23 protein-coding genes are annotated in these 21975 nt (G+C 67.4%); 11 read left to right on the top strand and 12 right to left on the bottom strand.

Features of this window, described 5'->3' with window-relative positions:
• Together Q0Q02_RS18860 and Q0Q02_RS18855 are read right to left on the bottom strand one after the other, a co-directional pair.
• Positions 1-779 (bottom strand): GntR family transcriptional regulator (locus Q0Q02_RS18860; protein WP_293811687.1); only part of this gene is annotated, 779 nt, incomplete at its 3' end.
• The gene (locus tag Q0Q02_RS18855; protein WP_293811685.1) at positions 776-1702 is read right to left on the bottom strand and encodes an N-acetylmuramic acid 6-phosphate etherase; all 927 of its coding nucleotides are present in this window, start codon (positions 1700-1702) and stop codon (positions 776-778) included. The genes Q0Q02_RS18855 and Q0Q02_RS18860, both read right to left, overlap by 4 nt.
• 74 nt (positions 1703-1776) lie before the next feature.
• Between Q0Q02_RS18855 and Q0Q02_RS18850 the strand changes: the two genes are divergently transcribed.
• Complete coding sequence (locus Q0Q02_RS18850; RefSeq protein ID WP_293811683.1) at positions 1777-2667, top strand: DMT family transporter; 891 nt, start codon at positions 1777-1779, stop codon at positions 2665-2667.
• Between the two features lie 152 nt (positions 2668-2819).
• Here the strand turns inward: Q0Q02_RS18850 and Q0Q02_RS18845 are convergent, their stop codons facing one another.
• The gene (locus Q0Q02_RS18845; protein WP_293811681.1) at positions 2820-3923 is read right to left on the bottom strand and encodes an anhydro-N-acetylmuramic acid kinase; all 1104 of its coding nucleotides are present in this window, start codon (positions 3921-3923) and stop codon (positions 2820-2822) included.
• A 165-nt stretch (positions 3924-4088) separates the two neighbouring features.
• Here Q0Q02_RS18845 and Q0Q02_RS18840 point away from each other — a divergent pair, with 165 nt between their 5' ends.
• The 6 genes from Q0Q02_RS18840 (at position 4089) to Q0Q02_RS18815 (ending at position 10369) form a co-directional block, all read left to right on the top strand.
• Complete coding sequence (locus Q0Q02_RS18840) at positions 4089-5618, top strand: ABC transporter substrate-binding protein (RefSeq protein ID WP_293811680.1); 1530 nt, start codon at positions 4089-4091, stop codon at positions 5616-5618.
• Positions 5619-5900: 282 nt separating this feature from the next.
• Complete coding sequence (locus Q0Q02_RS18835; RefSeq protein WP_293811678.1) at positions 5901-6854, top strand: ABC transporter permease; 954 nt, start codon at positions 5901-5903, stop codon at positions 6852-6854.
• Positions 6851-7669, top strand: a complete 819-nt coding sequence (locus Q0Q02_RS18830) for an ABC transporter permease (protein ID WP_293811676.1) — start codon at positions 6851-6853, stop codon at positions 7667-7669. The genes Q0Q02_RS18835 and Q0Q02_RS18830 overlap by 4 nt, the downstream gene beginning before the upstream one ends.
• On the top strand, positions 7666-8241 hold the full coding sequence (locus Q0Q02_RS18825) for a GNAT family N-acetyltransferase (protein ID WP_293811674.1): 576 nt from the start codon (positions 7666-7668) through the stop codon (positions 8239-8241). Before Q0Q02_RS18830 ends, Q0Q02_RS18825 begins: the two co-directional genes overlap by 4 nt.
• Entirely contained in the window at positions 8241-9500 is a 1260-nt protein-coding gene (gene murA, locus Q0Q02_RS18820) for a UDP-N-acetylglucosamine 1-carboxyvinyltransferase (protein WP_293811672.1), read from the top strand. The genes Q0Q02_RS18825 and murA overlap by 1 nt, the downstream gene beginning before the upstream one ends.
• Complete coding sequence (locus tag Q0Q02_RS18815) at positions 9497-10369, top strand: BadF/BadG/BcrA/BcrD ATPase family protein (RefSeq protein WP_293811671.1); 873 nt, start codon at positions 9497-9499, stop codon at positions 10367-10369. The genes murA and Q0Q02_RS18815 overlap by 4 nt, the downstream gene beginning before the upstream one ends.
• Before the next feature lie 152 nt (positions 10370-10521).
• On the opposite strand, the gene Q0Q02_RS18810 is transcribed toward Q0Q02_RS18815, so the two are convergent.
• The 7 genes from Q0Q02_RS18810 to Q0Q02_RS18780 form a co-directional block, all read right to left on the bottom strand.
• Positions 10522-11121 carry a histidine phosphatase family protein gene (locus Q0Q02_RS18810; RefSeq protein ID WP_293811669.1) on the bottom strand — a complete coding sequence of 200 codons (600 nt, stop codon included), beginning with the start codon at positions 11119-11121 and terminating at the stop codon, positions 10522-10524.
• Between the two features lie 165 nt (positions 11122-11286).
• Positions 11287-12225, bottom strand: coding sequence for an N-acetylglucosamine kinase (locus Q0Q02_RS18805; RefSeq protein ID WP_293811667.1), 939 nt, complete (start codon positions 12223-12225; stop codon positions 11287-11289).
• A complete protein-coding gene (locus tag Q0Q02_RS18800) occupies positions 12212-12895 on the bottom strand; it encodes a putative N-acetylmannosamine-6-phosphate 2-epimerase (RefSeq protein ID WP_293811665.1) in 684 nt (227 codons plus the stop codon). The genes Q0Q02_RS18805 and Q0Q02_RS18800 overlap by 14 nt, the downstream gene beginning before the upstream one ends.
• Positions 12892-13749 (bottom strand): carbohydrate ABC transporter permease, encoded by an 858-nt coding sequence (locus Q0Q02_RS18795; protein WP_293811663.1) that lies wholly within the window; start codon positions 13747-13749, stop codon positions 12892-12894. The genes Q0Q02_RS18800 and Q0Q02_RS18795 overlap by 4 nt, the downstream gene beginning before the upstream one ends.
• Positions 13746-14678, bottom strand: coding sequence for a carbohydrate ABC transporter permease (locus tag Q0Q02_RS18790; protein ID WP_293811661.1), 933 nt, complete (start codon positions 14676-14678; stop codon positions 13746-13748). The genes Q0Q02_RS18795 and Q0Q02_RS18790 overlap by 4 nt, the downstream gene beginning before the upstream one ends.
• A gap of 190 nt (positions 14679-14868) precedes the next feature.
• Positions 14869-16140 carry an extracellular solute-binding protein gene (locus Q0Q02_RS18785; protein ID WP_293811659.1) on the bottom strand — a complete coding sequence of 424 codons (1272 nt, stop codon included), beginning with the start codon at positions 16138-16140 and terminating at the stop codon, positions 14869-14871.
• Positions 16141-16169: 29 nt separating this feature from the next.
• Positions 16170-17093 carry a hypothetical protein gene (locus Q0Q02_RS18780; RefSeq protein ID WP_293811657.1) on the bottom strand — a complete coding sequence of 308 codons (924 nt, stop codon included), beginning with the start codon at positions 17091-17093 and terminating at the stop codon, positions 16170-16172.
• A gap of 347 nt (positions 17094-17440) precedes the next feature.
• On the opposite strand from Q0Q02_RS18780, the gene Q0Q02_RS18775 reads away from it, so the two are divergent.
• From Q0Q02_RS18775 to Q0Q02_RS18765, 3 genes are all read left to right on the top strand, one after another.
• A complete protein-coding gene (locus tag Q0Q02_RS18775) occupies positions 17441-17698 on the top strand; it encodes a hypothetical protein (protein WP_293811655.1) in 258 nt (85 codons plus the stop codon).
• A gap of 97 nt (positions 17699-17795) precedes the next feature.
• A complete protein-coding gene (locus Q0Q02_RS18770; RefSeq protein ID WP_293811653.1) occupies positions 17796-19058 on the top strand; it encodes an O-antigen ligase in 1263 nt (420 codons plus the stop codon).
• Between the two features lie 59 nt (positions 19059-19117).
• On the top strand, positions 19118-19399 hold the full coding sequence (locus Q0Q02_RS18765; RefSeq protein WP_293811651.1) for a hypothetical protein: 282 nt from the start codon (positions 19118-19120) through the stop codon (positions 19397-19399).
• A 51-nt stretch (positions 19400-19450) separates the two neighbouring features.
• On the opposite strand, the gene Q0Q02_RS18760 is transcribed toward Q0Q02_RS18765, so the two are convergent.
• Together Q0Q02_RS18760 and Q0Q02_RS18755 are read right to left on the bottom strand one after the other, a co-directional pair.
• A complete protein-coding gene (locus tag Q0Q02_RS18760) occupies positions 19451-19660 on the bottom strand; it encodes a DUF2934 domain-containing protein (RefSeq protein ID WP_293811649.1) in 210 nt (69 codons plus the stop codon).
• Between the two features lie 136 nt (positions 19661-19796).
• On the bottom strand, positions 19797-20819 hold the full coding sequence (locus tag Q0Q02_RS18755; protein WP_293811647.1) for a bile acid:sodium symporter family protein: 1023 nt from the start codon (positions 20817-20819) through the stop codon (positions 19797-19799).
• Positions 20820-20907: 88 nt separating this feature from the next.
• Here Q0Q02_RS18755 and Q0Q02_RS18750 point away from each other — a divergent pair, with 88 nt between their 5' ends.
• The gene (locus Q0Q02_RS18750) at positions 20908-21825 is read left to right on the top strand and encodes a LysR family transcriptional regulator (RefSeq protein ID WP_293811645.1); all 918 of its coding nucleotides are present in this window, start codon (positions 20908-20910) and stop codon (positions 21823-21825) included.
• The last annotated feature ends 150 nt before the right edge of the window (positions 21826-21975 follow it).

The raw sequence follows: 21975 nt of genomic DNA, 5'->3' as shown, positions 1-21975 counted from the left end.
TCGCCGCGATAGGCGGAGACCGTGAACTCGACCGGCTTGCCGTTGGCGAGGAAGGCCCGCCGCTCGATCCGGAGCAGGGCGCTGCCGGGTGGCACGCCAAGATGCTTGGCCTCTTCGGCGGTGGCGAGGCCGGCATGAATGCGCTGCACGCCATGAGCGGGCACCGCGCCCTGCCGCGCGAGGGCGGCATAGAGCGACATCTCGATCAGGTCCGGCGAGGGCAGGATGCTCGCGGGCACGACCGCGCATTCGATCGCCAGAGGTTCGCCATCGGCCGTCCTGACGCGGGTCAGGCGCACGACGCTGTCGCTGAGGCCGAGGCCGAGCGCCATCGATTCCTGCGGCTTCGGCCGCGCCAGTTCCCGGGACAGCCAGACCGAGCCGGGCCGGCCGCCGCGATTCTCGATATCGGTCGAGAAGCTCGCCAGCACCGAGAGCGGCTGCTCGATGCGCGAGGCGACGAAGGTTCCCGAGCCATGCCGGCGCGAGAGCGTGCCGCTACGGATCAGCTCGTCGATGGCGTTGCGCACGGTGACGCGGGCATAGCCGGTGAGCTGCGCCAGATCGCGCTCCGAGGGCACGGCGTCGCCCGGCTGGAAGACGTCGCTCTCGATCAACCGCGCCAGCGCGCCGGCGAGCCTGAGATAGCGCGGCGTCGGGTCGTCGCCGGCCAGCGCCTGCAGGATCGCCTGCTGCTTGACCGGCATTGCCTCGAGCGCGGTTCCCGAGGCGGCCTCACGCGGACGCCGCGAGCCACGTCCGGGAGAGGTCTCGCTCACGGCGCCGCCCTGGATGCGGCCGGAGCCTTGTCCGTCGCCCCCGAGCCGAGCTCGACGAGGGCGAGGCGCAGATTGCCGCGATGGCGGGTGAGCAAGGTCTCGGCGATGGCGATATCGGCGCCGCTGGCCAGTAAGGCTGCCCGCTTCACGTCGCCACGGGCGCGGTCGAGATGCCGGGCCGCCGCCTCCAGGCCGCAGCCGGTGATCATGTCGACCATCTCGGCCGCGCGATGCCTGAGCTTGGCGTTGGTCGCCCGCATATGGACCATCAGCCCGCGATAGACCCGGCCCAGCCGGATCATCAGCAGGGTCGAGAACAGGTTGAGCACGATCTTCTGGGCGGTGCCGGCCTTCATCCGGGTCGAGCCGGCGACGACTTCCTCGCCGGTCTCGATCAGGATGCCGATCTCGGCAGCGTGCAGCAGGGCCGAGCCGCGGTTGTTGGCGACGCCGAGCGTCAGCGCGCCGCGCGTCTTGGCCTCATGGATCGCCGCGAGCGTATAGGGCGTGCGGCCGCTGGCGGCGAGGCCGATGACGACGTCGTTCGGGCCGATCTCCGCCCGGCGCATCGCCTCGGTGCCGTCATCGACCGAATCCTCGGCATTCTCGACCGCGTGCAGGATCGCCTCGTCGCCACCGGCGATGGCGAAGCCGAGGCGTTCTTCCGGCCAGTCGAAGGTCGGGGTCAGCTCGGCGCCGTCCTGGACGCCGATACGCCCGGAGGTTCCGGCGCCGGCATAGATCAGGCGCCCGCCAGCCTCGAGCCGCGGCACGGCGGCCGCGACGGCCTCCGCGATGGAGGGCAGCGAGGTCGCGATCGCGGCCACCGCCGCGAGCTGGCCCTCGTAGAGCGCTTTCAGGATATCGAGATCGCCCCAGGCATCGAGATCCTGAAAGCGTGCGCTGACATCTTCCGTCGCCATGAACTGCCTCTTGTGACCAGACCAAATTAAGTCCACTTTAGCCCAGTAGCAAGCCGGAAGCGGACAGGGAAGCCATGTCGCAGCCAGAACCGCAGATTTCGCTTCCCGTCCGCCTCACAGCCGCCGTCCCTCCCTTCCTGCTGGGCCTTGTGGGCATCGCCCTGCTGACGGCGATGGACGGTGTCGTGAAGGAGCTTTCGCCGCGCTACAGCGCCTTGCACCTCACCTTCCTGCGCTTCGCCGTGACGGCGACGATGGGCGGCCTGCTGTTCCTCGTGCTGCGCGCGCCGCTGCCGGATCGCGGCGTCATCACCGGCAACCTGCTGCGCGGCGTCCTGGTCGCGCTGTCGACGCTTGGCTTCTTCTACGGGCTTTCCGTTCTGCCGCTGGCGGAGGTCTTCATCATCTCCTTCATCGCGCCGCTGCTAGTCGCGCTGATCGCCATCCCGCTGCTTGGCGAGCGGCCGAGGCCGCTGGTTTATCTCGCGCTGGCGCTCGGTTTCACTGGTGTCATGGTTACGGCCGGCGGCTTCAGCCTCAGGGCGATCGCACCGGAGCGGGCGCTCGGTATCGCGGCCGTACTCGGTTGTGCCGTGGCCTATGCGCTCTCCGTCGTGCTGCTGCGCCAGAGGGCAAAGCGGGGCGATCCGCCGCTGACGATCGCGCTGTTCCAGTCGGCGATCCCCGCGGCCATCCTCGCCTTGCCGGCGGTGCTGTTCTGGGCGCCGGTCGCGTCAGCCGATTGGCCAGCCTTCATTCTGATCGGGGCGTTGGGTCTTGCCGGCCATATCGCGCTGGCGCTGGCCTTCGCGCGCGGCGAGGCGAGCCGCCTGGTCGCGGTCGAATATACCGGGCTGATCTGGGCGATCCTGATCGGCCTCGTCTTCTTTTCGGAGATGCCGACGCCGCAGGCCATGATTGGCGCCGCCTTGATCATCGGCGCCTGCTGGCTGCTCAAGCGTTAGTGCCTGCCGATTTTACGGGGAACCACTTCGTCATTCCGGGCTTGCCCCGGGATCCATCGGAGGGCTCCGGAACTCTATGATGGATCCCGGATCGGCGCGGCTTCGCCGCTTGTCCGGGATGACGTCTTGGTTCTGAGAAAATGAAGTAAGGTCTAGCCCGGCAGGTTCAATCGCCCGCCGGTCAGGGGGTGCGGCACGCCGGTCGTGCCGGGCAGGCTGAGGGCCAGGCCCTTCACCGAGCGGATCGCAAGATAACCGAAGGTCTGCGCCTCGATGACGTCGCCGGCCCAGCCGGCCGCCTCGACCGGCTCGACGGGAACGCCGAGACGCTCGTGCAGACGGCGCATGAAATGGCCGTTCAGTCGCCCGCCACCGGTGACGAGCCAGCGCTGCGGCGCCTTCGGCACATGCCGGAGTGCGTCGACCACGCTCTCCACCGTGAAGGCCGCGAGCGTCGCGGCGCCATCGGCATCGGAGAGCGCTTCGACCACCTGGGCGCGGCGGTGGAAATCGTTGCGGTCCAGCGACTTGGGCGCCGGCCGGTCGAAATAGGGATTGACCATGAACTCGGCGACGAGATCCTCGCGCACCGTGCCGCTCGCGGCCAATGCGCCGTCGGCGTCATAGGTCTTGCCGAGGCGGCGCAGGACGAAATCGTCGAGGATCGCGCTGGCCGGGCCGGTGTCGAAGGCGATCACCTCGTCGCCGTCGATATAGGTGACATTGCCGACGCCGCCGAGGTTCAGCACCATCACCGGCTGCTCCAGCCCCTGGGCGAGCGCGCGGTGATAGAGCGGCGCGAAGGGCGCGCCTTCGCCGCCGGCCTCGACATCGGCATGGCGGAAGCGGTCGACCGTCGGGATGCCGAGCGCCTGCGCCACGGCGGGGCCGTCGATCAGCTGGCGGGTGAAGCGGATCTCGGGGCGGTGATAGACGGTCTGGCCGTGCAGGCCGACGAGATCGACGCTTTCGGGCTTAATCCCCTGTTCGGCCATGAAGCGCCTGATCGCATCGAGATGGGCGGCAGTCACGGCGGCTTCGAGTTCCACGAGCGGCTCGGTGACGGCGCGCTCGGCCTCGGCGACCAGCGCCTGCAACTGGCGGCGGGTCTCGGGCGGATAGGGATAGCCCGCGCCGGCGCCGAAGCTCAGCCGCTCGCGCCCGTCGCTCTCGACGATCGAGACGTCGATCGCATCCATCGAAGTGCCGCTGATCACGCCGATCGCGGTCAATACGGGCTTGTCCAGGTCACGCATCGTCATTTCGCCCCTGTAAACCCCCGGAGTCGCTGCTTCGAGGCTTGCACCGGCTCTAGGCGATCGGCTAAGCCTTGTCCAGATTGGTCCGTAAGTGGTCCATATGCGATCGGGTTCATGCGAGCGTCGGAACAGGCGCCGTCAATCACAAACAGGAGGGGTGTCATGCTTCGTGTCGTGAAACAGGGTTCCGGGCTGCGTCGCGCCCTGCGTTGCAGCGTTGCTGCGGCCGCCTTCGCGCTCCTCGCGGGCACCGCTTCGGCCCAGGTGCTCGAAGTCGCCGTCGAGGCTTCGCCCGCCGGTCTCGATCCGCATATCGTCACCGCCTTCGCCTCGTCCCAGATCGTGCTCGGCCCGATCTACGAGGGGCTCACCGCGCTCGACAAGAATCTCAACATCATTCCGGGACTCGCCCAGTCCTGGACTGCCTCGGCCGACGGCAAGACGGTGACCTTCAAGCTGCGCCCCGGCGTCACCTTCCATGACGGCAAGCCGATGGAGGCGGAGGATGTCGCCTCGTCGCTGCGCCGCGTGCTGTCGAAGGATGTCGGTTCGCCGCTCGCCAGCCGCCTCTCCGCGATGGAAAGCGCGACCGCCGTCGATGCGACCACGCTGGAACTGAAGCTCAAGGAGCCCTCGGCGCCGCTGCTGGCCTCGCTCACCGGCATCGCCATCGTGCCGCGCGGACTCGAGGGTAACAAGGACGCATTGCAGCGCGCGCCTGTCGGCACCGGCCCGTTCAAATTCGAGGAATGGCAGCCGAACGGCTTCATCCGCCTCGCCAAGCATGCCGGCTACTGGAACGCCGCCGAGGTCAAGCTCGCGGGGGTGAAGTTCAACTTCGTGCCGGAAGCCGCGACCCGTCAGGTCGGCATCGGCAATGGCCAGTTCGCGCTGCTGCCGCATATCGATGCGGCGACCGCGCTCCAGCTCAAGGGCAAACCGAATGTCGCGATGCAGGAGACGACGGAGCTCGCCTACACGCTGATCGGCATGAACACGTCGAAGCCCCCCTTCGACAATGCGAAGGTGCGCGAAGCCCTGAACTATGCGCTGAACCGCAAGGAGATCATCGACGCGGCGCTGTTCGGCAGCGGCGCGCCGGCGGCCCCGCTCCCGGCCGTGCTGAAGGACTGGGCTGTCGATGTGAAGGACCTGCCCTGCTACGCCTATGACCCGGCCAAGGCCCAGGCACTGCTCAAGGAGGCCGGCGTCGCGACGCCGATCGCGGTGAGCATGACCGTGCTGCCGCGGCAGGACATCCGCGACATCGCGCAGGTGGTGCAGCAGCAGCTCGGCAAGGCCGGCTTCAAGGTGGAGCTGAAGAACCCCGAACTCGGCCAGTTCGTGCAGGACTGGCGCAACTCGAATTTCGACCTCTTCGCCTCTACCAATGCCGGCAGCATCGAGCCGGACGATTATTTCTATCGCGCCTTCCGCACCGGCGGCTCGACCAATGTCTTCAAGTACAGCAACCCCGAGCTCGACATGCTGCTCGACAAGGGGCGCTCGACGCTGGACAAGCCGGCGCGCCAGGCCGCTTATCGCGACGCGCAGAAGATCCTCGGCTGCACGGGGCCGGCGGCGCATATCGCCTATCCCACGCTGTTCAGCGCGGTGCGCAGCAACCTGCAGGGCTACGACATCTACGCCAACCGCTCGCTGGTCTCGCTCGGCCGCGCCAGCCTGCGCTGATTGGAGCAAAGAGGCTGCTATGGGCTGTGGAAACGATTTGATGAGGTCAAAACGCTGGAGATGGGAGGAGCATCGCGCGGCCGATACGTCCGTATCGGCAAGCGGTGCGACGCTGCAGCTCCAGCGTTTTCACCTCACCCGAAGGGCGCGGCGCTTTTGCGCGACTGCCGTGTCGTTCTTCGTAGCAAGCCGGAAGGCTTGCGTCCTTGAACTCCTTGCATTCGCGCAAAATCGCTCGCGTCAAATCGCTTCCACAGCCCATAGCAGCCTCTAGGTCGAGGCATGCTCCGTCACCTGCTGCAGCGCAGCCTCGACCTCGTGATCGTGCTGTTCGGGATTTCCGTGATCGTCTTCCTGATGATCCGGCTGATCCCGGGCGACGCGGTGGCGATCATGCTCGGCGCCAATACCGAGGTGACGCCCGAACGCGTCGCCGCGATGCGCGGCGCGCTCGGGCTCGACCGGCCCTTGCTGGAGCAATACTGGGTCTGGCTCAGTCATGTCCTGCGGGGCGATTTCGGCACCTCGATCTGGACCGGCCGGCCGGTGATGCAGGAGATCGCCGCCCAGATCTGGCCGACGCTCCAACTCACTCTGTTCTCGCTCGTGCTGGGCGCGGGGCTTGCGATCCCGGTCGGCTGCCTGATGGCGCATTGGCGGGGAGGGCGGGCCGATCTCGTGCTGCGCGTCGGCGCCATCGCCGGGCTCACCATACCCTCTTTCTGGCTCGGCATCGTCATGCTGATCGCGGTTGCGACGCTGGCGCCGAGCTTCGCCTCGCTCGGCTATGTGCCGTTCAGCGAGGACCCGCTCGGCAATCTCCAGCGTCTGCTGCTGCCCGCGATCGCGCTGGCGCTGCCGATCCTCGCCAATCTCTCGCGGCTGGTGCGCACCGCGATGCTCGATGCGCTCGGCCAGGACTATATCCGCACCGCCCGCGCCAAGGGGCTGGGCGAGCGGGCCGTGCTCTACCGGCATGCCCTGCGCAACGCGCTGATCCCCTTCGTGACCAGCGTCGGCATCATGACCGGCTATCTGCTCGGCGGTGCGATCGTGGTCGAGCAGGTCTTCTCGATCCCCGGCCTCGGCCGCCTGATCCTCGGCGCCATCGCCGAGCGCAACTATCCGCTGGTCCAAGCCACGATCCTCGTCGTCACCGTCGGCTTCGTGCTGGTCAACGCGCTCGTCGATTTCGCCTATGCGCTGATCGACCCCAGGCTCAGGACCGCGTCATGAGCCAGAGCCGCCGCATCGCCGTCGTCGCCGGCATCTTCGTCGTCCTGCAGATCGTGCTCGCGCTCGCTGCGCCGCTGATCGCGCCCTATGACCCGCTGGCGCAGGACATCGTCGCACGCATGAGAGGACCGAGCGTCGCGCATTGGCTCGGCACCGACCACCTCGGCCGCGATATCCTGTCGCGCATCCTCTACGGCTATCGCACGGCGCTGATCGCCTGCGGCATCGCGGTCGGGCTCGCGCTCGTGATCGGCGGCAGCCTCGGCCTGCTCGCCGCCTTCTATCGCGGCTGGTGGGACCGCATCATCATGCGGGCGATGGACATCCTCTTCGCCTTCCCGGTGATGCTGCTGGCGATCGGCATCATCGCCATGCTCGGTCCGCGCACGGAGAGCGCTGCGATCGCCATCGCCGTGGTCTATGTGCCGATCTTCGCGCGCCTGATCCGCGGGCCGGCCATGGTGCTGGTCGAGAGCGATTTCGTCGCCGGCATCCGCTCGATCGGCGCGACGGATCTCAGGATCATGCTGCGCCATATCCTGCCCAACCTCGCCTCGGTCATCCTGGTGCAGAGCTCGCTCCTGCTCTCGGCCGCGATCCTGGTCGAGGCCTCGCTCTCCTTCCTCGGGCTCGGCACCCAGCCGCCGACGCCTTCGCTCGGCCTGATGCTGGCGGAAGGGCGCAATTTCGTGCTGCTCTCGCCCTGGAACGCGATCTTCGCCGGGCTCGGCATCCTCCTGCTCTCGCTTGGCTTCAACCTGCTCGGCGACGCCCTGCGCGACGAACTCGATCCGCGGCTCCGGGGCCAGTCGTGATCATCCGCAGGGCGGTCCAGGCCGATATCGTGCCTGCTGCCGCACTGATGGCGCGGGCCTACGCCACGCATTTCCACCCGATCATCGGCGATGCTGCGCTCGGGTTCGACAGAGCGCATTTCGAAGCGCGCTTTGCCCGCGAGCTGGCGGAATTGACCATTCTCGACGCGGACGGCGTGCGCGGCGTGCTGCTGGTCAAGGACGGGCACATCGCCATGCTCTTCGCGAGCGAGACGGGCCTTGGCCACGGTGCTGCATTGCTCGCCTATGCTGAGGCCCATGGCGCCCGATCGCTCGAAGTCTTCGCCGCCAATCAGGGCGCGCGGCGCTTCTATGAACGCGCCGGCTGGCAGGTCACGCGTGATTACGAGCGGGAGTTCGCCGGCGCGCTGCACCGCTTCCTGCGCTATGAGAAGCCGATGACACGCCAACAGCACACCAGCCCTCATCCTGAGGAGGCCCGCAGGGCCGTCTCGAAGGATGCTCCAGTACGCGCTGGAACATCCTTCGAGACGCGATCTGCGATCGCTCCTCAGGATGAGGGCTCGCGTCGGTCAAAGGAAACCCGCTGATGGACAAACTCCTGATCCGCGGCGGCCAGAGGCTGTCCGGCACGGTCGATATCCGTGGCGCGAAGAACGCGGCCCTGCCGGCCTTCGCCGCGGCCCTGCTCTCGGACAAGCCATTGACGCTGCGCAACCTGCCCGATGTCGTCGACGTCAAGACGATGCAGGCTTTGCTCGAAGGCTATGGCGTCGTGTTCTCGGGAAAGGGCGCCGATGCGCTGACGCTGGACGCGGCCCAGGCCGGGCCGCGCGAGGCAAGCTACGACATCGTCCGCAAGATGCGTGCGACCATCCTGGTGCTTGGGCCACTGGTGGCGCGGTTCGGGCAGGCGCGCGTCTCGTTGCCGGGCGGCTGCGCCATCGGGGCGCGGCCGGTCGACCTCCATCTCAAGGCGCTCGAAGCGCTCGGCGCCGAGATCAATGTGGCCGGCGGCTATATCGAGGCCAAGGCGCCACGCGGCCTGAGCGGCGCGCGGATCGTCTTCCCCTTCTCCTCGGTCGGGGCGACCGAGACGGCGCTGTTGGCGGCGAGCCTCGCCAAGGGCGAAACCGAGATCGTCAACGCCGCCAAGGAGCCGGAGGTGCTCGACCTCGCGCGCTGCCTGACTGCGATGGGCGTGAGGATCGAGGGCATCGGCAGCCATCGCCTGCTGGTCCAGGGCGCGCAGAGCCTGTCGCCCGCGACCCATGAGATCGTCGCCGACCGGATCGAGGCCGGCACCTATGCGGTCGCCGCTGCGATCACTGGCGGCGAACTCGAACTGGTCGGCGCGCGGCTCGAACATCTCGCGGCGGTCGGTGAGGCGCTTGAGGCGGCCGGCGTCAGGCTCTGGCCGAGCGATCGCGGCCTGATGGTGACGCGCCCGGGCCGGCTCACTGGCATCGACATCATGACCCAGGCCTATCCCGGTTTCTCGACCGATCTGCAGGCACAGTTCATGGCGTTGATGAGCGTAGCGGACGGCACCTCTCTGATCCGCGAGACGGTGTTCGAGAACCGCTTCATGCATGTGCCGGAACTGGTCCGGCTCGGCGCCGACATCACGCTGAAGGGCACCAGCGCGACCGTGCGCGGCGTCGCCAGCCTGAAGGCGGCGCCGGTAATGGCGACCGACCTGCGCGCTTCGGTCAGCCTCGTGCTGGCCGGGCTCGTCGCCGAGGGCGAGACCGTGGTCAGCCGCATCTACCATCTCGACCGCGGCTATGAGGCGCTCGACCGCAAGCTCAAGCGCTGCGGCGCCGATATCGAGCGGGTCCCGGCATGAACGCGCCGGCGGATCTCTACCTCGGCGTCGATGGCGGCGGCACCGGCTGCCGCTGCCGTCTCGAAACCGCGGCGGGCGAGGTGCTGGGCTCCGGCATCGCCGGCCCGGCCTCGCTCCGGCTCGGGCTCGAAGCCTCGCTCGCGTCCGTGATGCAGGCGGCGCGCGGCGCCATCGCCGAGGCCGGACTGACCGAAACCGATTTCGCGCGGGTTCGGGCCGGCATCTGCCTCGCCGGCATCGGGCGCAAGGGTATCCGCGAGGACCTTGCCGCGTGGGCCTCGCCCTTTGCACAGACCGTGTTCGAGAGCGACGGGCTCGCCGCCTGCCTTGGCGCGCATGACGGCGAGGATGGCGGCATCGTCATCATCGGCACGGGCTCGATCGGGCTTGCGCGCGTGAATGGCGAGGAATTGCGGATCGGTGGCTACGGCTTTCCGATCGGCGACGAGGGTAGCGGCGCCGATCTCGGCCTCGCAGCCATCCGCGTCTCGCTGCGCGCCCATGACGGGCGCGAGCCGGCGACGCGCTTCACGCAGGACGTGCTGGCGCGCTTCCAGGCCGATCCGTTCGAGGTCGTCGCCTGGATGGACAAGGCCCATGCCACCGACTACGCGACGCTGGCGCCGCTGGTGCTGCGCCATGCCGATCTCGGCGATTCCCATGCTCGCATGATCATGCAGAACGCCGCCGCGATGATCGACGCGATGGTGCGCACATTGTTCGAGCGCGCCGTGCCGCGTGTCGCGCTGATCGGTGGCCTGTCCTCGGCGATGGAAGCCTGGCTCGCGCCGGATGTCAGGCGGCGGCTAAGCCATGTGAAGAGCGACGCGATCGCCGGGGCGCTCTCGCTGGTGCGGCCACGGGGTTAGAGCGTGCTGATTTCCCGCGGAAACACTTCGTCATTCCGGGCTCGACCCGGAATCCATCGTAGAGCGCCGCGCCCTCCGATGGATCCCGGATCGGCGCCGCTATCGCGGCTTGTCCGGGATGACGAGTTGTTTCCACGAAAATAAAGCAGGCTCTAAGACCCGGCGCCGGCCCCCTCGGGGACGATGTCGCGCCAGCCGTGGTGCAGCGCCCGGCCCGCCATATCGAAGGCGAAATAGCAGCCTCCTCCGGCGATGGGTTGGCCGTGTTTGCGCGAGATCGGCTCGCCGCGGAGATCGCTCAGCAGCAATGTGCCGACGCCGCCATGGGCGAAGATCATGAGATCCCCCGTGCCGCGTCGGGCCGCAATGCAGGCAGCGACGCCGACCTTGATCCGCGCCTGCGCTGCTCGCGCCGTCTCCCAGCCGAGGATGCTCGTATCCGGCTGCCCGAAGAACTGGTCGACGATCTCCCAGAAGCGCGGCGGCGCGACATAGCCGGTGGCCGAGCGGTCGTTCTCGCGCAGGTCTTCGCGCGTGGTGAAGGGCAGACCCCAAGCGCGCTGTAAAGCCTCGGCGCAATCCATCGCCTTGCGCTCGTCGCTGGTGAAGACGTCGGTCACATCAGCCAGCTCCGGCCGCTGGCAGAAGGCTTCGATGCGCTTCCAGCCGATGGCGGAGAGGCCCCAGTCCGGAACGGGAACCAGCGGGTCGACGACCACTTCCGGATGAGTGACGAAATAGACGGTCGCCATACTTGTCCTTTCTCGCTCCTGATCACCCGCATAACTACGCCGTCATCCCGGACAAGCTGCGCAGCAGCGCCGATCCGGGATCCATCGTAGAGCTCCGGAGCTCTCCGATGGATCCCGGGTCAAGCCCGGGATGACGGAGTGGTTCCGAGAACAATCAGGACGCTTTCAACGCCGGTTCTCGTCAGATCGTGCCAACTCGCAGGCGAGGCCTGCCGCACAGGCGGGCACGTCGACTTGCGCCGCATCCAATCTGGCGGGCGGCGTCACGAGCGCCTGGAAGCGCTGCGCGATCAGGGGCGACAATGTCGCGGCGCGGCCACAGAGGGCGACGGGCCTGGAACCCACCCGCGCCCTCAACGCCAGCGCGAGCCGTGCCAGTTCCTCGCCGGCTTGCGTGAAGATTTCCGCGGCCAGTGTATCGCCAGCGTCTCCCGCCGTGGCGACAGCCCGCGCGAGCAATCCGAGGCTGCCGCGGTCGCCGCCATAGACATGGGTGCGCACCGCATCCCATGACGCTCCGCCGAGCGCCTGCGCGAGCGCATGACCCAGGGCGCTTTCCCAGCCGGCGCCGGGCGCCTCGTCCTCGCGGCGCAGCAGCCGGCGCAAGGCCTCGGCCGCGATCCAGGTGGCGGAGCCGCCATCGTCGATCAGCACGCCGCGCCCGCCGGCGCGGATGATGTCGCCGTCGGCGGCGAGGTGGTAGCCGATCGAGCCTGTGCCCGAATAGACGATGATGCCTTCGCCCGGCGCGAAGCGGGCGCGGTAACCGAGCCACATGTCGTCGACCACGAGGATTTTCTCCTCGGGGCAGCCGAACGCTGTGGCCAGAATTGCGCAGAAGACAGCCCGTACGGCACTCTCCGGTCCGAGGCCGGTGACGCCCGCGATGATGGCTGACGGCCTGCCGATGCCGGCAAGCTCGGAAGCCAGCCGTGTGAAGATACCGGAAACCCGGTCGCGCTCTGCCTGCGTGAAGACATGGCCGGTCATCGGCTCCATCTCGCCGCGCGCCAGAATCACGCCCGAGGGGGCGGACAGGCACCAGCGCGAGCCGGTGCCGCCGGTCTCGATGCCGAGGCCGAGACTGTCGTCAGGCGCCGGCATGGTGGGCGAAGCGGCGGGTGATCTCGCGGGGATTGGTGATCGCCGTGCCGACCACGACCGCATGCGCGCCGGCGGCGAAGGCGGTCTCGAGTTGCTCCGGTTGCTCGAAGCGCCCTTCGGCTACGATCGGTACGGAAACCGCCCTGGCGAGGGCCTCGATCAGGGCGATGTCGGGGCCGAGCGCCTTTCGCGCTTCCGTCTCGGGCGTATAGCCGGAGAGCGTCGTCGCGATGTAGCTCGCGCCCAGCGCGGCGGCGCGCACGCCATCCTCCAGCGTCGCGCAATCGGCGAAGACCGGCTTGCCCAATTCGTCGCGGATCCGCGCGATCAGCCGGTCCAGCGGCTCGCCGTCGCGCAGCCTGTCCGTCGCGTCGAGCGCAATGATGTCGGCGCCGGCCGCGGCGATCGCTGCGGCGCTGACGAAGTCCGGCGTGATGTAGACCGGGAAGCGGTCGTCCCAGCGCTTGAGGATGCCGATGATCGGCAGGCGGCTGACAGCGCGGATCGCGGCGATGTCGGTGGGACCGTTGGCGCGCAGCGCCAGCGCGCCGCCCTGTTCGGCGGCCTGCGCCATCGCTGCCATGAAGGCGGGGCCGTGCAGGGGATTGTCGGCCCGCGCCTGGCAGGAGACGGCGAGGCTGCGACGGGGGATCAGGGGCTCTGCTGTCACTTCACCGCTCCGGCGGTCATGCCGCGGATGAACTGGCGCGACATCAGGATGTAGACGAGGGTCAGCGGCAGCGCCGCAATGGTGAGGCCGGCGAAGAGCATGCCCCAGTCGGTGGTGTACTCACCCATGAACACCGAGAGGCCCTGCGGCAGGGTCTTGCGGGCATCGGTCTGGATGAAGACCAGCGGGAAGAAGAAGTCGTTCCAGGTCGGCACCGCGTTCTGGATCGCGGCGATCACCATCGGCGGGATCGAGAGCGGCAACATGATCGAGAACATGATGCGCGGCTCGGAGGCGCCGTCGATGCGGGCGGCCTCCTCCAGCTCGACCGGCAAGGTGCGCAGGAAGCCGGTCATGATGAAAATGGTCGAGGGCAGACCCATCGCCGTGTAGATCAGGATCAGGCCGAGCCGAGTGTCGAGCAATCCGAAATCACGCATCTGCAGGAAGAGCGGGATCACCGCGAGCTTGAGCGGCAGCATCAGCCCGGCCAGGAAGAACATGAAGATCGCCGAATTGCCGGGGAAGCTGTAGCGCGCCAGGCCATAGGCGCCCATCGTGCCGAGGACCAGCGTCAGCAGGATCGAGGTTCCGGTGATGATGACGGAATTGACGAAATAGCCGGGCAGGCTGGTCTCGCCCCAGATCCGCGCGAAATTCTCGACATAGGTGAAGTCCGGCAGGGAGAATGGTGCGTCGAAGATCTCGGCCGTCGTCTTGAAGGCCGAGAAGACCATGATGACGATCGGATAGAGCATCAGCACGGTGTTGCCGATGAGCAGGGCGGCGGCGATCAGGCTCCCCGCGCTGCTGCGCGGGAAGAGCGGATCGTTGGTTGCGGCGTGGGAGGTCACAGCGCGATCTCCCGCCGGCGCAGATACTGGGTGATGACGGTCGCAACCACCGCGATGAACATGAACATCAGCACGGCCAGCGCGTTGCCGTGGCCGAAATCCTGCAGGCCGGCGCTCTGGTTGCCGAAGGCGGTGCGGTAGAAATACAGGCCGAGCACGTCGGTCGAGCCATAGGGCGAGCCGTCGAGACCCGCCATGATATAGGGCAGTTCGAACCAGTTGAAGGCGCCGATGAAGAGCAGCGTCAGCGTGATCGTGGTCGAGGGTGTGACCAGCGGCCAGACCACGCGGGTCAGCATCTGCCAGCCATTGCAGCCGTCGAGCTTGGCGGCCTCGAGGATCTCGCGGGGGATGCGCTGCATGCCGGCGAGATAGACCAGCGCCGGAAAACCGACCCAATGCCAGGCATTGGCGAGGACGAGCGCCGGCAGCGCCGTGGTCTCCTGGCCGAGCCAGGGCTGGCGCAGTTGGCCTAGCCCGACCATGTCGAGGAACTGATTGATCAACCCGAAATTCGGATCGAGGAACAACTTCCACAGGAAGCCGACCAGCACGGTCGACAGGATCACCGGCATGAAGATCGCGATGCGGTGGAAGCGGAAGCCGAACGGCTCGCGATAGATGAACCAGGCGAGCAGGAAGCCGACGCTGTTCTGCACCACGAACAGCGCGAAGAAGACGAAGAGGTTATGGCGGAAGGCGCGCCAGGTCAGGGCCGCGAAATGATCGCCGAACAGCACGTCGGCGAAGTTCTTGAGGCCGATGAACTCGCCCTGAGCCATGCCGTCCCAGCGATAGAAGGCCGCGCTCAGGGCTGACAGCAGCGGCCAGACCACGAAGGTCAGCATCATCGCGAGCGGCGGCACGATCAGGAAGGCGATCCAGGCCGCGCGCTTGCGCCTCTCGCGGTTCTTGTAGTCCGTCTGCATCGGCTCTGGCCCTTGGGATGCGCCGGGGAGGCGAGCGGCGGTTGATTGGCGGCGGAAACGCGCCGTCATCCCGGGCCTGACCCAGGATCCATCACAAGGCTCTGCGCTCTACGATGGATCCCGGATCGGCGCGGCTTCGCCACTTGTCCGGGATGACGGCGGGGTTCTGTGTAAAATCAGTGCGCCGGGATCACTTCTTGAAGGGCGCGTAGTAGGTCGCCATGCCCTTCGTGATCTCGGCGCCGATCTCGGCCGGGGTCGCCTTGCCGGCAAGCATCTTCTGCACGCCCGATTGCAGCAGCACCGAGCCGGTCGGCTCCTGATAGCGGAAATTGACCAGCATGATGTAGGACATCGCGCTCTGGTTCAGCGTCGCAACCTCCTTGAGCAGCGGGTTCTCGAAGGCCACGCCCTTGATCGGCGAGATGTTCTGCAGGTCGTTCGAGAAGGCCGTGCCGAATTCGGACGTGCCGATGAAGCGCAGGAACTTCAGCGCCGCGTCCTTGTTCTTCGAGGCCGCATTGATGGCGAAGCCGCCGTCATAATAGAGCGCGACCAGCCGCGGATCCCCGGCCTTGGCGACGGGCGAGGGGAAGAGGCCGAGCTTCAGCTTCGGGTTCTGGCGCAGGAAATTGGCGATCTCGAAGGAGCCGCCCGCGAACATCGCGGCCCGGCCGGCGGCGAAGAGCTGCTGCGAGGCGGCATAGTCGACACCCGAGAAGTTCGGCGCGAAATAATCCTTGATCTCGTTGAGCTTGGTCAGAGCGCTGACGAAGCGGGCATCGGTGAAATCGGCCTTGCCGGCGAGCACATCCTGCTCGAACTGCTTGCCGATCTGCGAGGAGAGCAGGGCGCCGACGATGGTCTCGTTCTGCCAGGCCGTCGCCGTGCCGTTGCCGAAGGGATTGATGCCCTTCTCCTTCAGCGTCTTGGAGACGCTGACGAGCTCGTCCCAGGTGTTCGGCGGCGTGACGCCGGCCTTCTCGAACAATTCCTTGTTGTAGATGATCAGCATGGTCTGCGAGGCGAGCGGCACCGCATAGAGCTTGCCGTCAGCCCGCATCGTCTCGGCCGCGATCGCCGAATCCGGGAAGTTCGCGAATTCCGGGATCATCGCCTTGTCGAGCGGCACGAGATAATCCGGCTTGCCGACGCCGAGCGTGCCATAGGCGCGCACCTGGACGATGTCCGGCCCCGTACCGCCGGCAAGTGCGGTCGACAGCACGGTGTTGTAGTTCGCCGCCTCGAAGGCCTCGAACTTCACGTTGATATCGGGATGCTGCTTGCGGAAGGCGGCGATGAACTTGGCATAGGCCGCCTTGTCTTCCTGGCGCCAGCTCCACAGGGTGAGGTCTTCCGCCTTTGCCGGCGCTGCGAATGCGGTCGCGGCGGCGAACAGCGTCAGCGCCAGCTTGCCAAGCGTGCGCCTGACGATGGATTTGGTCTGGATTCCGGCCAACATCTTCACTCTCCCTCGTTGTTCTGGTCGCCTTATGACGACTTTCCGATCGCGTTGCCGGGCAACTCCGGCGACACGACCAGAACGGTCGCATCGTCATGGATCTTGACGCGCCTGTAGCGCTCCGCTTCCGGATCCGCGCTTTCCAGCTGGCGCAGTTCGGCGATGGCGCCATCCGCCCCCATGCGCTTCACCGCATCCATCAATCCGCGGTCGTCGTGATGCGCGATGACATCGACGAGCCGCATGAAGCCGTCGGACGCCAGCAGGATGGTCGCTCCGGGCGAAATGTTTCCCGAAAACAGGCGCAGGCCGGCTGTCCAGCTCAGGCCCGGATTGATTGCCCAGTAGCCGCCCGGCCGATTGAGCGAGCGCCGGTTGCGCAGGATCTGCGCCAGAGCTTTCGGCGAGATCACCTCGCCGGGAAGATGTCCGTCGGCGGTTGCCGCCGCGATGGTCTGTGCCTCGAAAGGGCTGCTGGAGGGATCGGTCCAGCGCTCGACCCGGTCGCCGTCCTGGATCAGGACCGAGACGTCGCCGATCACTGCCGCTTCGACGCGGCAGGTCTGTCCGTCGCCGATGAGCCGGATGAGTCCGAGCACGGCGGAAGGTCCTTCGCCCGCCTCGCGCTCCGGATGCCCTTTGCCCAGCGCCGCATAGTCCTGCTGCAACTGCCGTTCGAGCCCTTCGACCCAGGCCGGGAAGGTCAGATCCTCAGGAGGGTTCGCGCGCAGGATCGCGTCGATCCGCCGGACGAGCCAAGCTCCCTCCGATTCCTCGGTGGTCCGGGCCGCGCCGGTGAAGAAGGCCGAGCCGTCGATGATCCAGGCGCAGGAACCGGCCGCACCGGCGATATCCTCGTTATAGGCGGCGCTGCCCTTCTCGCTGGCCTGCGAGATCACGCGCCAAACCGGTCCGGCCGCGCGGGTCGTCGCTGCGGGGCGGTCGATCGCCACTGAAACGAATTCCTCGCTTTGCACCGTTCAGGATGCTCCCCGCCTGCCGCGCCCTATGTGTATCGTTATATAGACCAATATAGAACCAATTCTGCCTGTACAAGCTGAAATCTGGCACGGCGAGGACCGATGGCTGTTAGCCAACCATCGCAGGTTTGGACTGCCGGGACTGCATTTTGCGAGCCGTCCAGCCCGCACGGGGGGCGTGGGCGGGCCTTGCCGGAAGTGGCCTGCTCGCGGCTCCCGGCACTTGACGGCGCCGGATGCCAAGCCTGAAACGATATGGCGACGAACGGATCGGCGTCCCCCGATTCTGGACGGGCCATCGCAACCGGAGGTCACCGACCATGGCAAGATATGCCGCCATCGCCGCGCTGGTTGCGGTTGCCGCCCTGGGCGCCGCCGGGAGCGCGCTCGCCGCGGGCTCGTGCCGTCCGACGCGGGACGGCAAGGACCGGATGGAGATGTCCGGCGGCTGCCCGAGCGGCTATGTCGTGCGGGGCGCCTGCTGCGAGTCCGTGCGGCCGATCCAGCAGCCGAGCGGCGCGAAGGCATGTCCGGCCGGCATGATGGTTCGGCTCGGCGCGTGCGTTCCGATTCCGTAAGATTGAGCGACCGGGGGCAGGGGCAGCAGCCAACGCCTCGCAGTCCGTTTCGCGAATCTCTGGCGAAAGCCGGGGTGATCGCATAGAGCCAAGCTCCATGAGCCAGATCTCTCGCCCCGACCGTGCCGAAGCCGCGCCGCGTGCGGGGGCGGCCCTTTGGCTGTCGACCACTGGTCATGTGGTCCTCGTGCTTTTGCCGCTGGCGATGTGGCTCGCGAACCGGTCGGCTCCGCTGATGCTCGGGGTCGCTGCGGCAGCCTTCGTCATTGCCGCGGCGATGACACCTCGCGCGGGAGACATGCCCGCGCGCTTGCGCGGCCTGCTGGGGACGCCGCTCGGCTTGAGCCTCACCGCCTTTCTGGTCTGGGCGCTCGTCTCGATCCTGTGGAGCCATGACCGGATCGCATCTCTCAAGATGTGGGGAGAGCTTGTGCTGCCTGCCGGCCTGGCGCTCGCCATTGCCGCGTCCGGCCGGTTCGGGCCGCGACCGGTCTGGCTGCGGGCGCTTGCGCTTGCGATCATCCTGGCCTGTGTGCTGTCGATCGTCGAACTCGCTTCCGGTCTGTCGCAGCGGGCCGCGCTCGGCATCGGCAAGATGGCCAGCTTCGTCTTCAACCGCCCGGCGATCACGGCGCTCGTTCTGGCGGTACCGGTCGTCCATGGCTTATGGGGATTGCCGGAGGCGCGTCGGTCTGACCGTCTCCTCGCCGTCGTGCTGGCGTTTGCTGTTGCCGCCCTGGCCCTGAAATCGGAAAGCGCCTCGGCACGCCTTGGCGTTGCCGTCTGCGTGATCTGCTGGCTTCTGGCGGCCTGTCTGCCGCGCTTGACGATGGCTGCGGTCGCCGCGGCCTTCGTCGTCACGATGGCGATGGCCCCGATGCTCGGCATCGCCGCGACGAACTGGCTGCCGTCCCAGATCCTCAACCGCTTCGCGGTGATGACCGGGCAGGCGCGCATCGATATCTGGGTAAGCTTCGGCGAGCTGGTCCGGGCCAGCCCGTTATTCGGGGCAGGGTTCGGCACTTCGGCCACCATGCAGCTGCATCCCCTGGCCAAGCTGGTCGCGCCGGAGCATCGGCAATTGCTCGCCGTCGGCCATCCCCACGACATGCCGCTCCAGGCCTGGGCCGAGACGGGCGTGACCGGTGCAGGTCTTCTCACCCTGGCAGGCTTGCTTCTGCTGCTCAGGCTGCGGCGGCTGCCGACATCGGAGATGGCGCCGCGCCTGTCCCTGTTCGCGGCGGCCTTCGCGATTTCCGTTGTCGGTCACGGAGCGTGGCAGGGCTGGTGGATCGCCGCTCTGGGGGCTGCGATCCTGTGGTTCGGACCATCCGATCCACGGGGTTTGCGAAAGGCGTAGGGCCGGCCCCGCTCGCCGATGGGGTTGCGGTCTCCTGCCCGGCGGGCAAAGATGGGCGCATGATCAGGATTTCGATTGTCGCCAGCCTGGTTGCCGTTCTGGCCGCCGGCTGCGTTTCATCCCGGCCCCAGCCTGTCCAGCAGAGCGCGGCCGGCCCTGCCAAGCGCATCGTCCGCGACGGGGCGCAACTCGCGCTGCCCGACGGGACGCGCGTCACGCCGGACTATACCGGCGGCTTCACCCTGCCGAACGGCGACTATGTGAAGCGCGAACGCGGCGCGCTGGTGTTGCCGACCGGCGCACGCTGCCAGCCCGACGCGAACGGGTATGTCTGTCCCTGAGATCAGCGTCGTTCCCGCGACCCATGGTGCCGGATCGCGCGGGTTTGATGATCAGGCCGCGCCGGATGCCTGCCGAGGCTTCTTCGTCGCTCCGGCAGGATCGTCGGCATCGTCGAGGACGTGGTTGTGGCTGCGGAAGGCCCAGATTTCCTTGGCGGCTTCCCAGTGCTCGCGATCGCGACCATCGGGCTGCCCGTCCTTGATCCAGAGCGCATAGGCGATCTTCCGGATCTCGTGCTGGGTCTTGTCGTCCTGCTGCATGTCTCGCCTCCATGATCGCTCCCCGATGCGGATCGGGGAATCCTGGTTGAGAGGGCGCCGGCCTGGCCGCGCAGAAGGACAACCGCGAAGAGCCCTGCGCTGTTCCCGCAGGGATCAAAAATCAGGTCGACGGGGCTCAGGCCTTCGCGGGAGCCGGCACGGGCCCAGCGAGCGCTCCCGCCTTCTGCAGCGGTGGCCGGCGCGCATAGCGCTGGGCCAGGATCGCGCAGGCGAAGAGCTGGGCCTGATGGAACAGCATCAGCGGCAGCACGATCAGGCCGAGCGCCTGGCCGGGGAACAGGATGTTCGCCATCGGGATGCCGCTCGCCATGCTCTTCTTCGAACCGCAGAAGACGATGGCGATCTCATCCTCCTTCGAGAAGCCGAGCCGGCGGCTGACAAAGGTGGTGATCGCCAGCACTGCGGCGAGCAGGACGACATCGAGGGCGATGACGAGGCCGAGATCGGCAAGCGTGACCTGTGACCAGATGCCGGCGACCATGCCCTCGCTGAACGCGGCATAGACGACGAGCAGGATGGAGCCGCGATCGACCAGCGAGATCGGCGACTTGTGGCGCTGCAGGAAGGGGCCGATCCAGCGGCGCAGCAACTGCCCGATGACGAAGGGCAACAGGAGCTGCAACGCGATGCTCTCGACGGCACGCGTGCTGAAGCCGCCGCCCTTCGCGTTGAGCAGCAGCACCACGAGCAGCGGCGTCAGCACCATGCCGAACAGGTTGGAAACCGAGGCGCTGCACAGGGCCGCTGCGACATTGCCCCGCGCGATCGAGGTGAAGGCGATCGAGGACTGCACGGTCGAGGGCAGGATGCAGACGAAGATCAGGCCTGCGATCAGTTCGGAGGGCAGGAAGCTGCCGAAGACGCGGGTGAGCAGCAGCCCCAGCAGCGGGAACAGCACATAGGTGCTGGCGAAGACCAGCGATTGCAGGCGCCAGTGCAGCAGGCCTTCCCAGACGGCCTGCGGCGAGAGCCTTGCGCCATAAAGGAAGAACAGCAGGGCGACCGCGATCGAGACGGCATCGCTCGCGATCTCCGCGCCGGCGCCATGGGCGGGGAACACGGCCGCGATCGCGACCGTCGCCATGAGTGCGATCAGATAGGGGTCGATCCCGAAGCGGGCAAGCGTGCGGCGGAGCATTGGCGATCCTTCAGGTGAGATTGCGCCTTGTAATCCTTTCCACGCTCATTTTGATCCCGACTGGCAGCGATATCGGCTATCATGGATCATGATGATCAATGATTCAGCTCAGAAGCCGCTCGATCCCGTCCTGCTGCAGAGCTTCCTGAAGGTCTGCGAGACGCTGAGCTTCACCGAAGCGGCGCGTCGGCTCGGCTTACGCCAATCCTCCGTCAGCCAGCATGTCGCGCGGCTGGAGAAGCGGCTCGGAAGGCGCCTGCTGGTGCGCGACACGCACGAGGTGCGGCCGACGCCGGACGGGGACGCCATCCTGCCCTTCGCGCGGCAGGCGCTGGAAGCGGGCCAGCGGATCGAACGCCATCTCGCGGGCTCGACCCTGCGCGGGCGGCTTCGGCTCGGGGTCTCCGAGGATTTCGCTTATACGGTGCTGCCGGACATCCTGGCCGCCTTCGCGATGCAGCACCATGCGGTGGACCTGGAGCTGACGGTGGGCCTGAGCGGCCTGCTCTACGAGCAATATGACGCCGGGGATCTCGACATGATCTTCGCCAAGCGCCGCAAGGGCGACGCGCGCGGCGAGGTCGCCTGGCAGGAGCGCCTCGTCTGGGCCGGCCGGCCGGGCGCGGGGCTGGCCGAGCAGCCGGTCGTGCCGCTCGTGCTCTATCCGCCGCCGAGCATAACGCGCGTCCATGCCATCGAGACGCTGGAGCGGGCAGGGCGGGCCTGGCGCGTCGCCTGTACCAGCGGCAGCCTTGCGGGCCTGCGCGCGGCGACGGTAGCGGGGCTTGGCATCACCGCGCATTCGGCCCGCCTGATCCCGCAGGGCCTCGCCGAGGTCGAGCCGCGCGATGCGCTGCCTCCGCTCGGGACGATCGAGTTCGTCGTCATTGGCGGGCAATCGCGCCAGGAGGCCGCCCGCGCGCTCGCCGACAACATCCTGGCAAGCGCGGAGCGCCTCATGCCCGAGGCGCCGCGGCGCGGCAGAAAAAACCAGAAGACTCTATGAACCATGCAGCAATTTTCAGGTCTCTTCATAAGTCGAAAACACCGAGCCACCCGGTGAATGGTCCCAATTACATTTCGGTTATTTTCGAATAATAAAGAAAGTCACGCTAGGAGGTGCTGGATTTCCTTCGGGGGGGCGAATGTCCGTCGC

This window comes from uncultured Allobosea sp. (genome assembly GCF_945956895.1).
Classification (GTDB): Bacteria; Pseudomonadota; Alphaproteobacteria; order Rhizobiales; family Beijerinckiaceae; genus Allobosea.
This window is presented reverse-complemented; position numbering and strand designations above follow the sequence as displayed.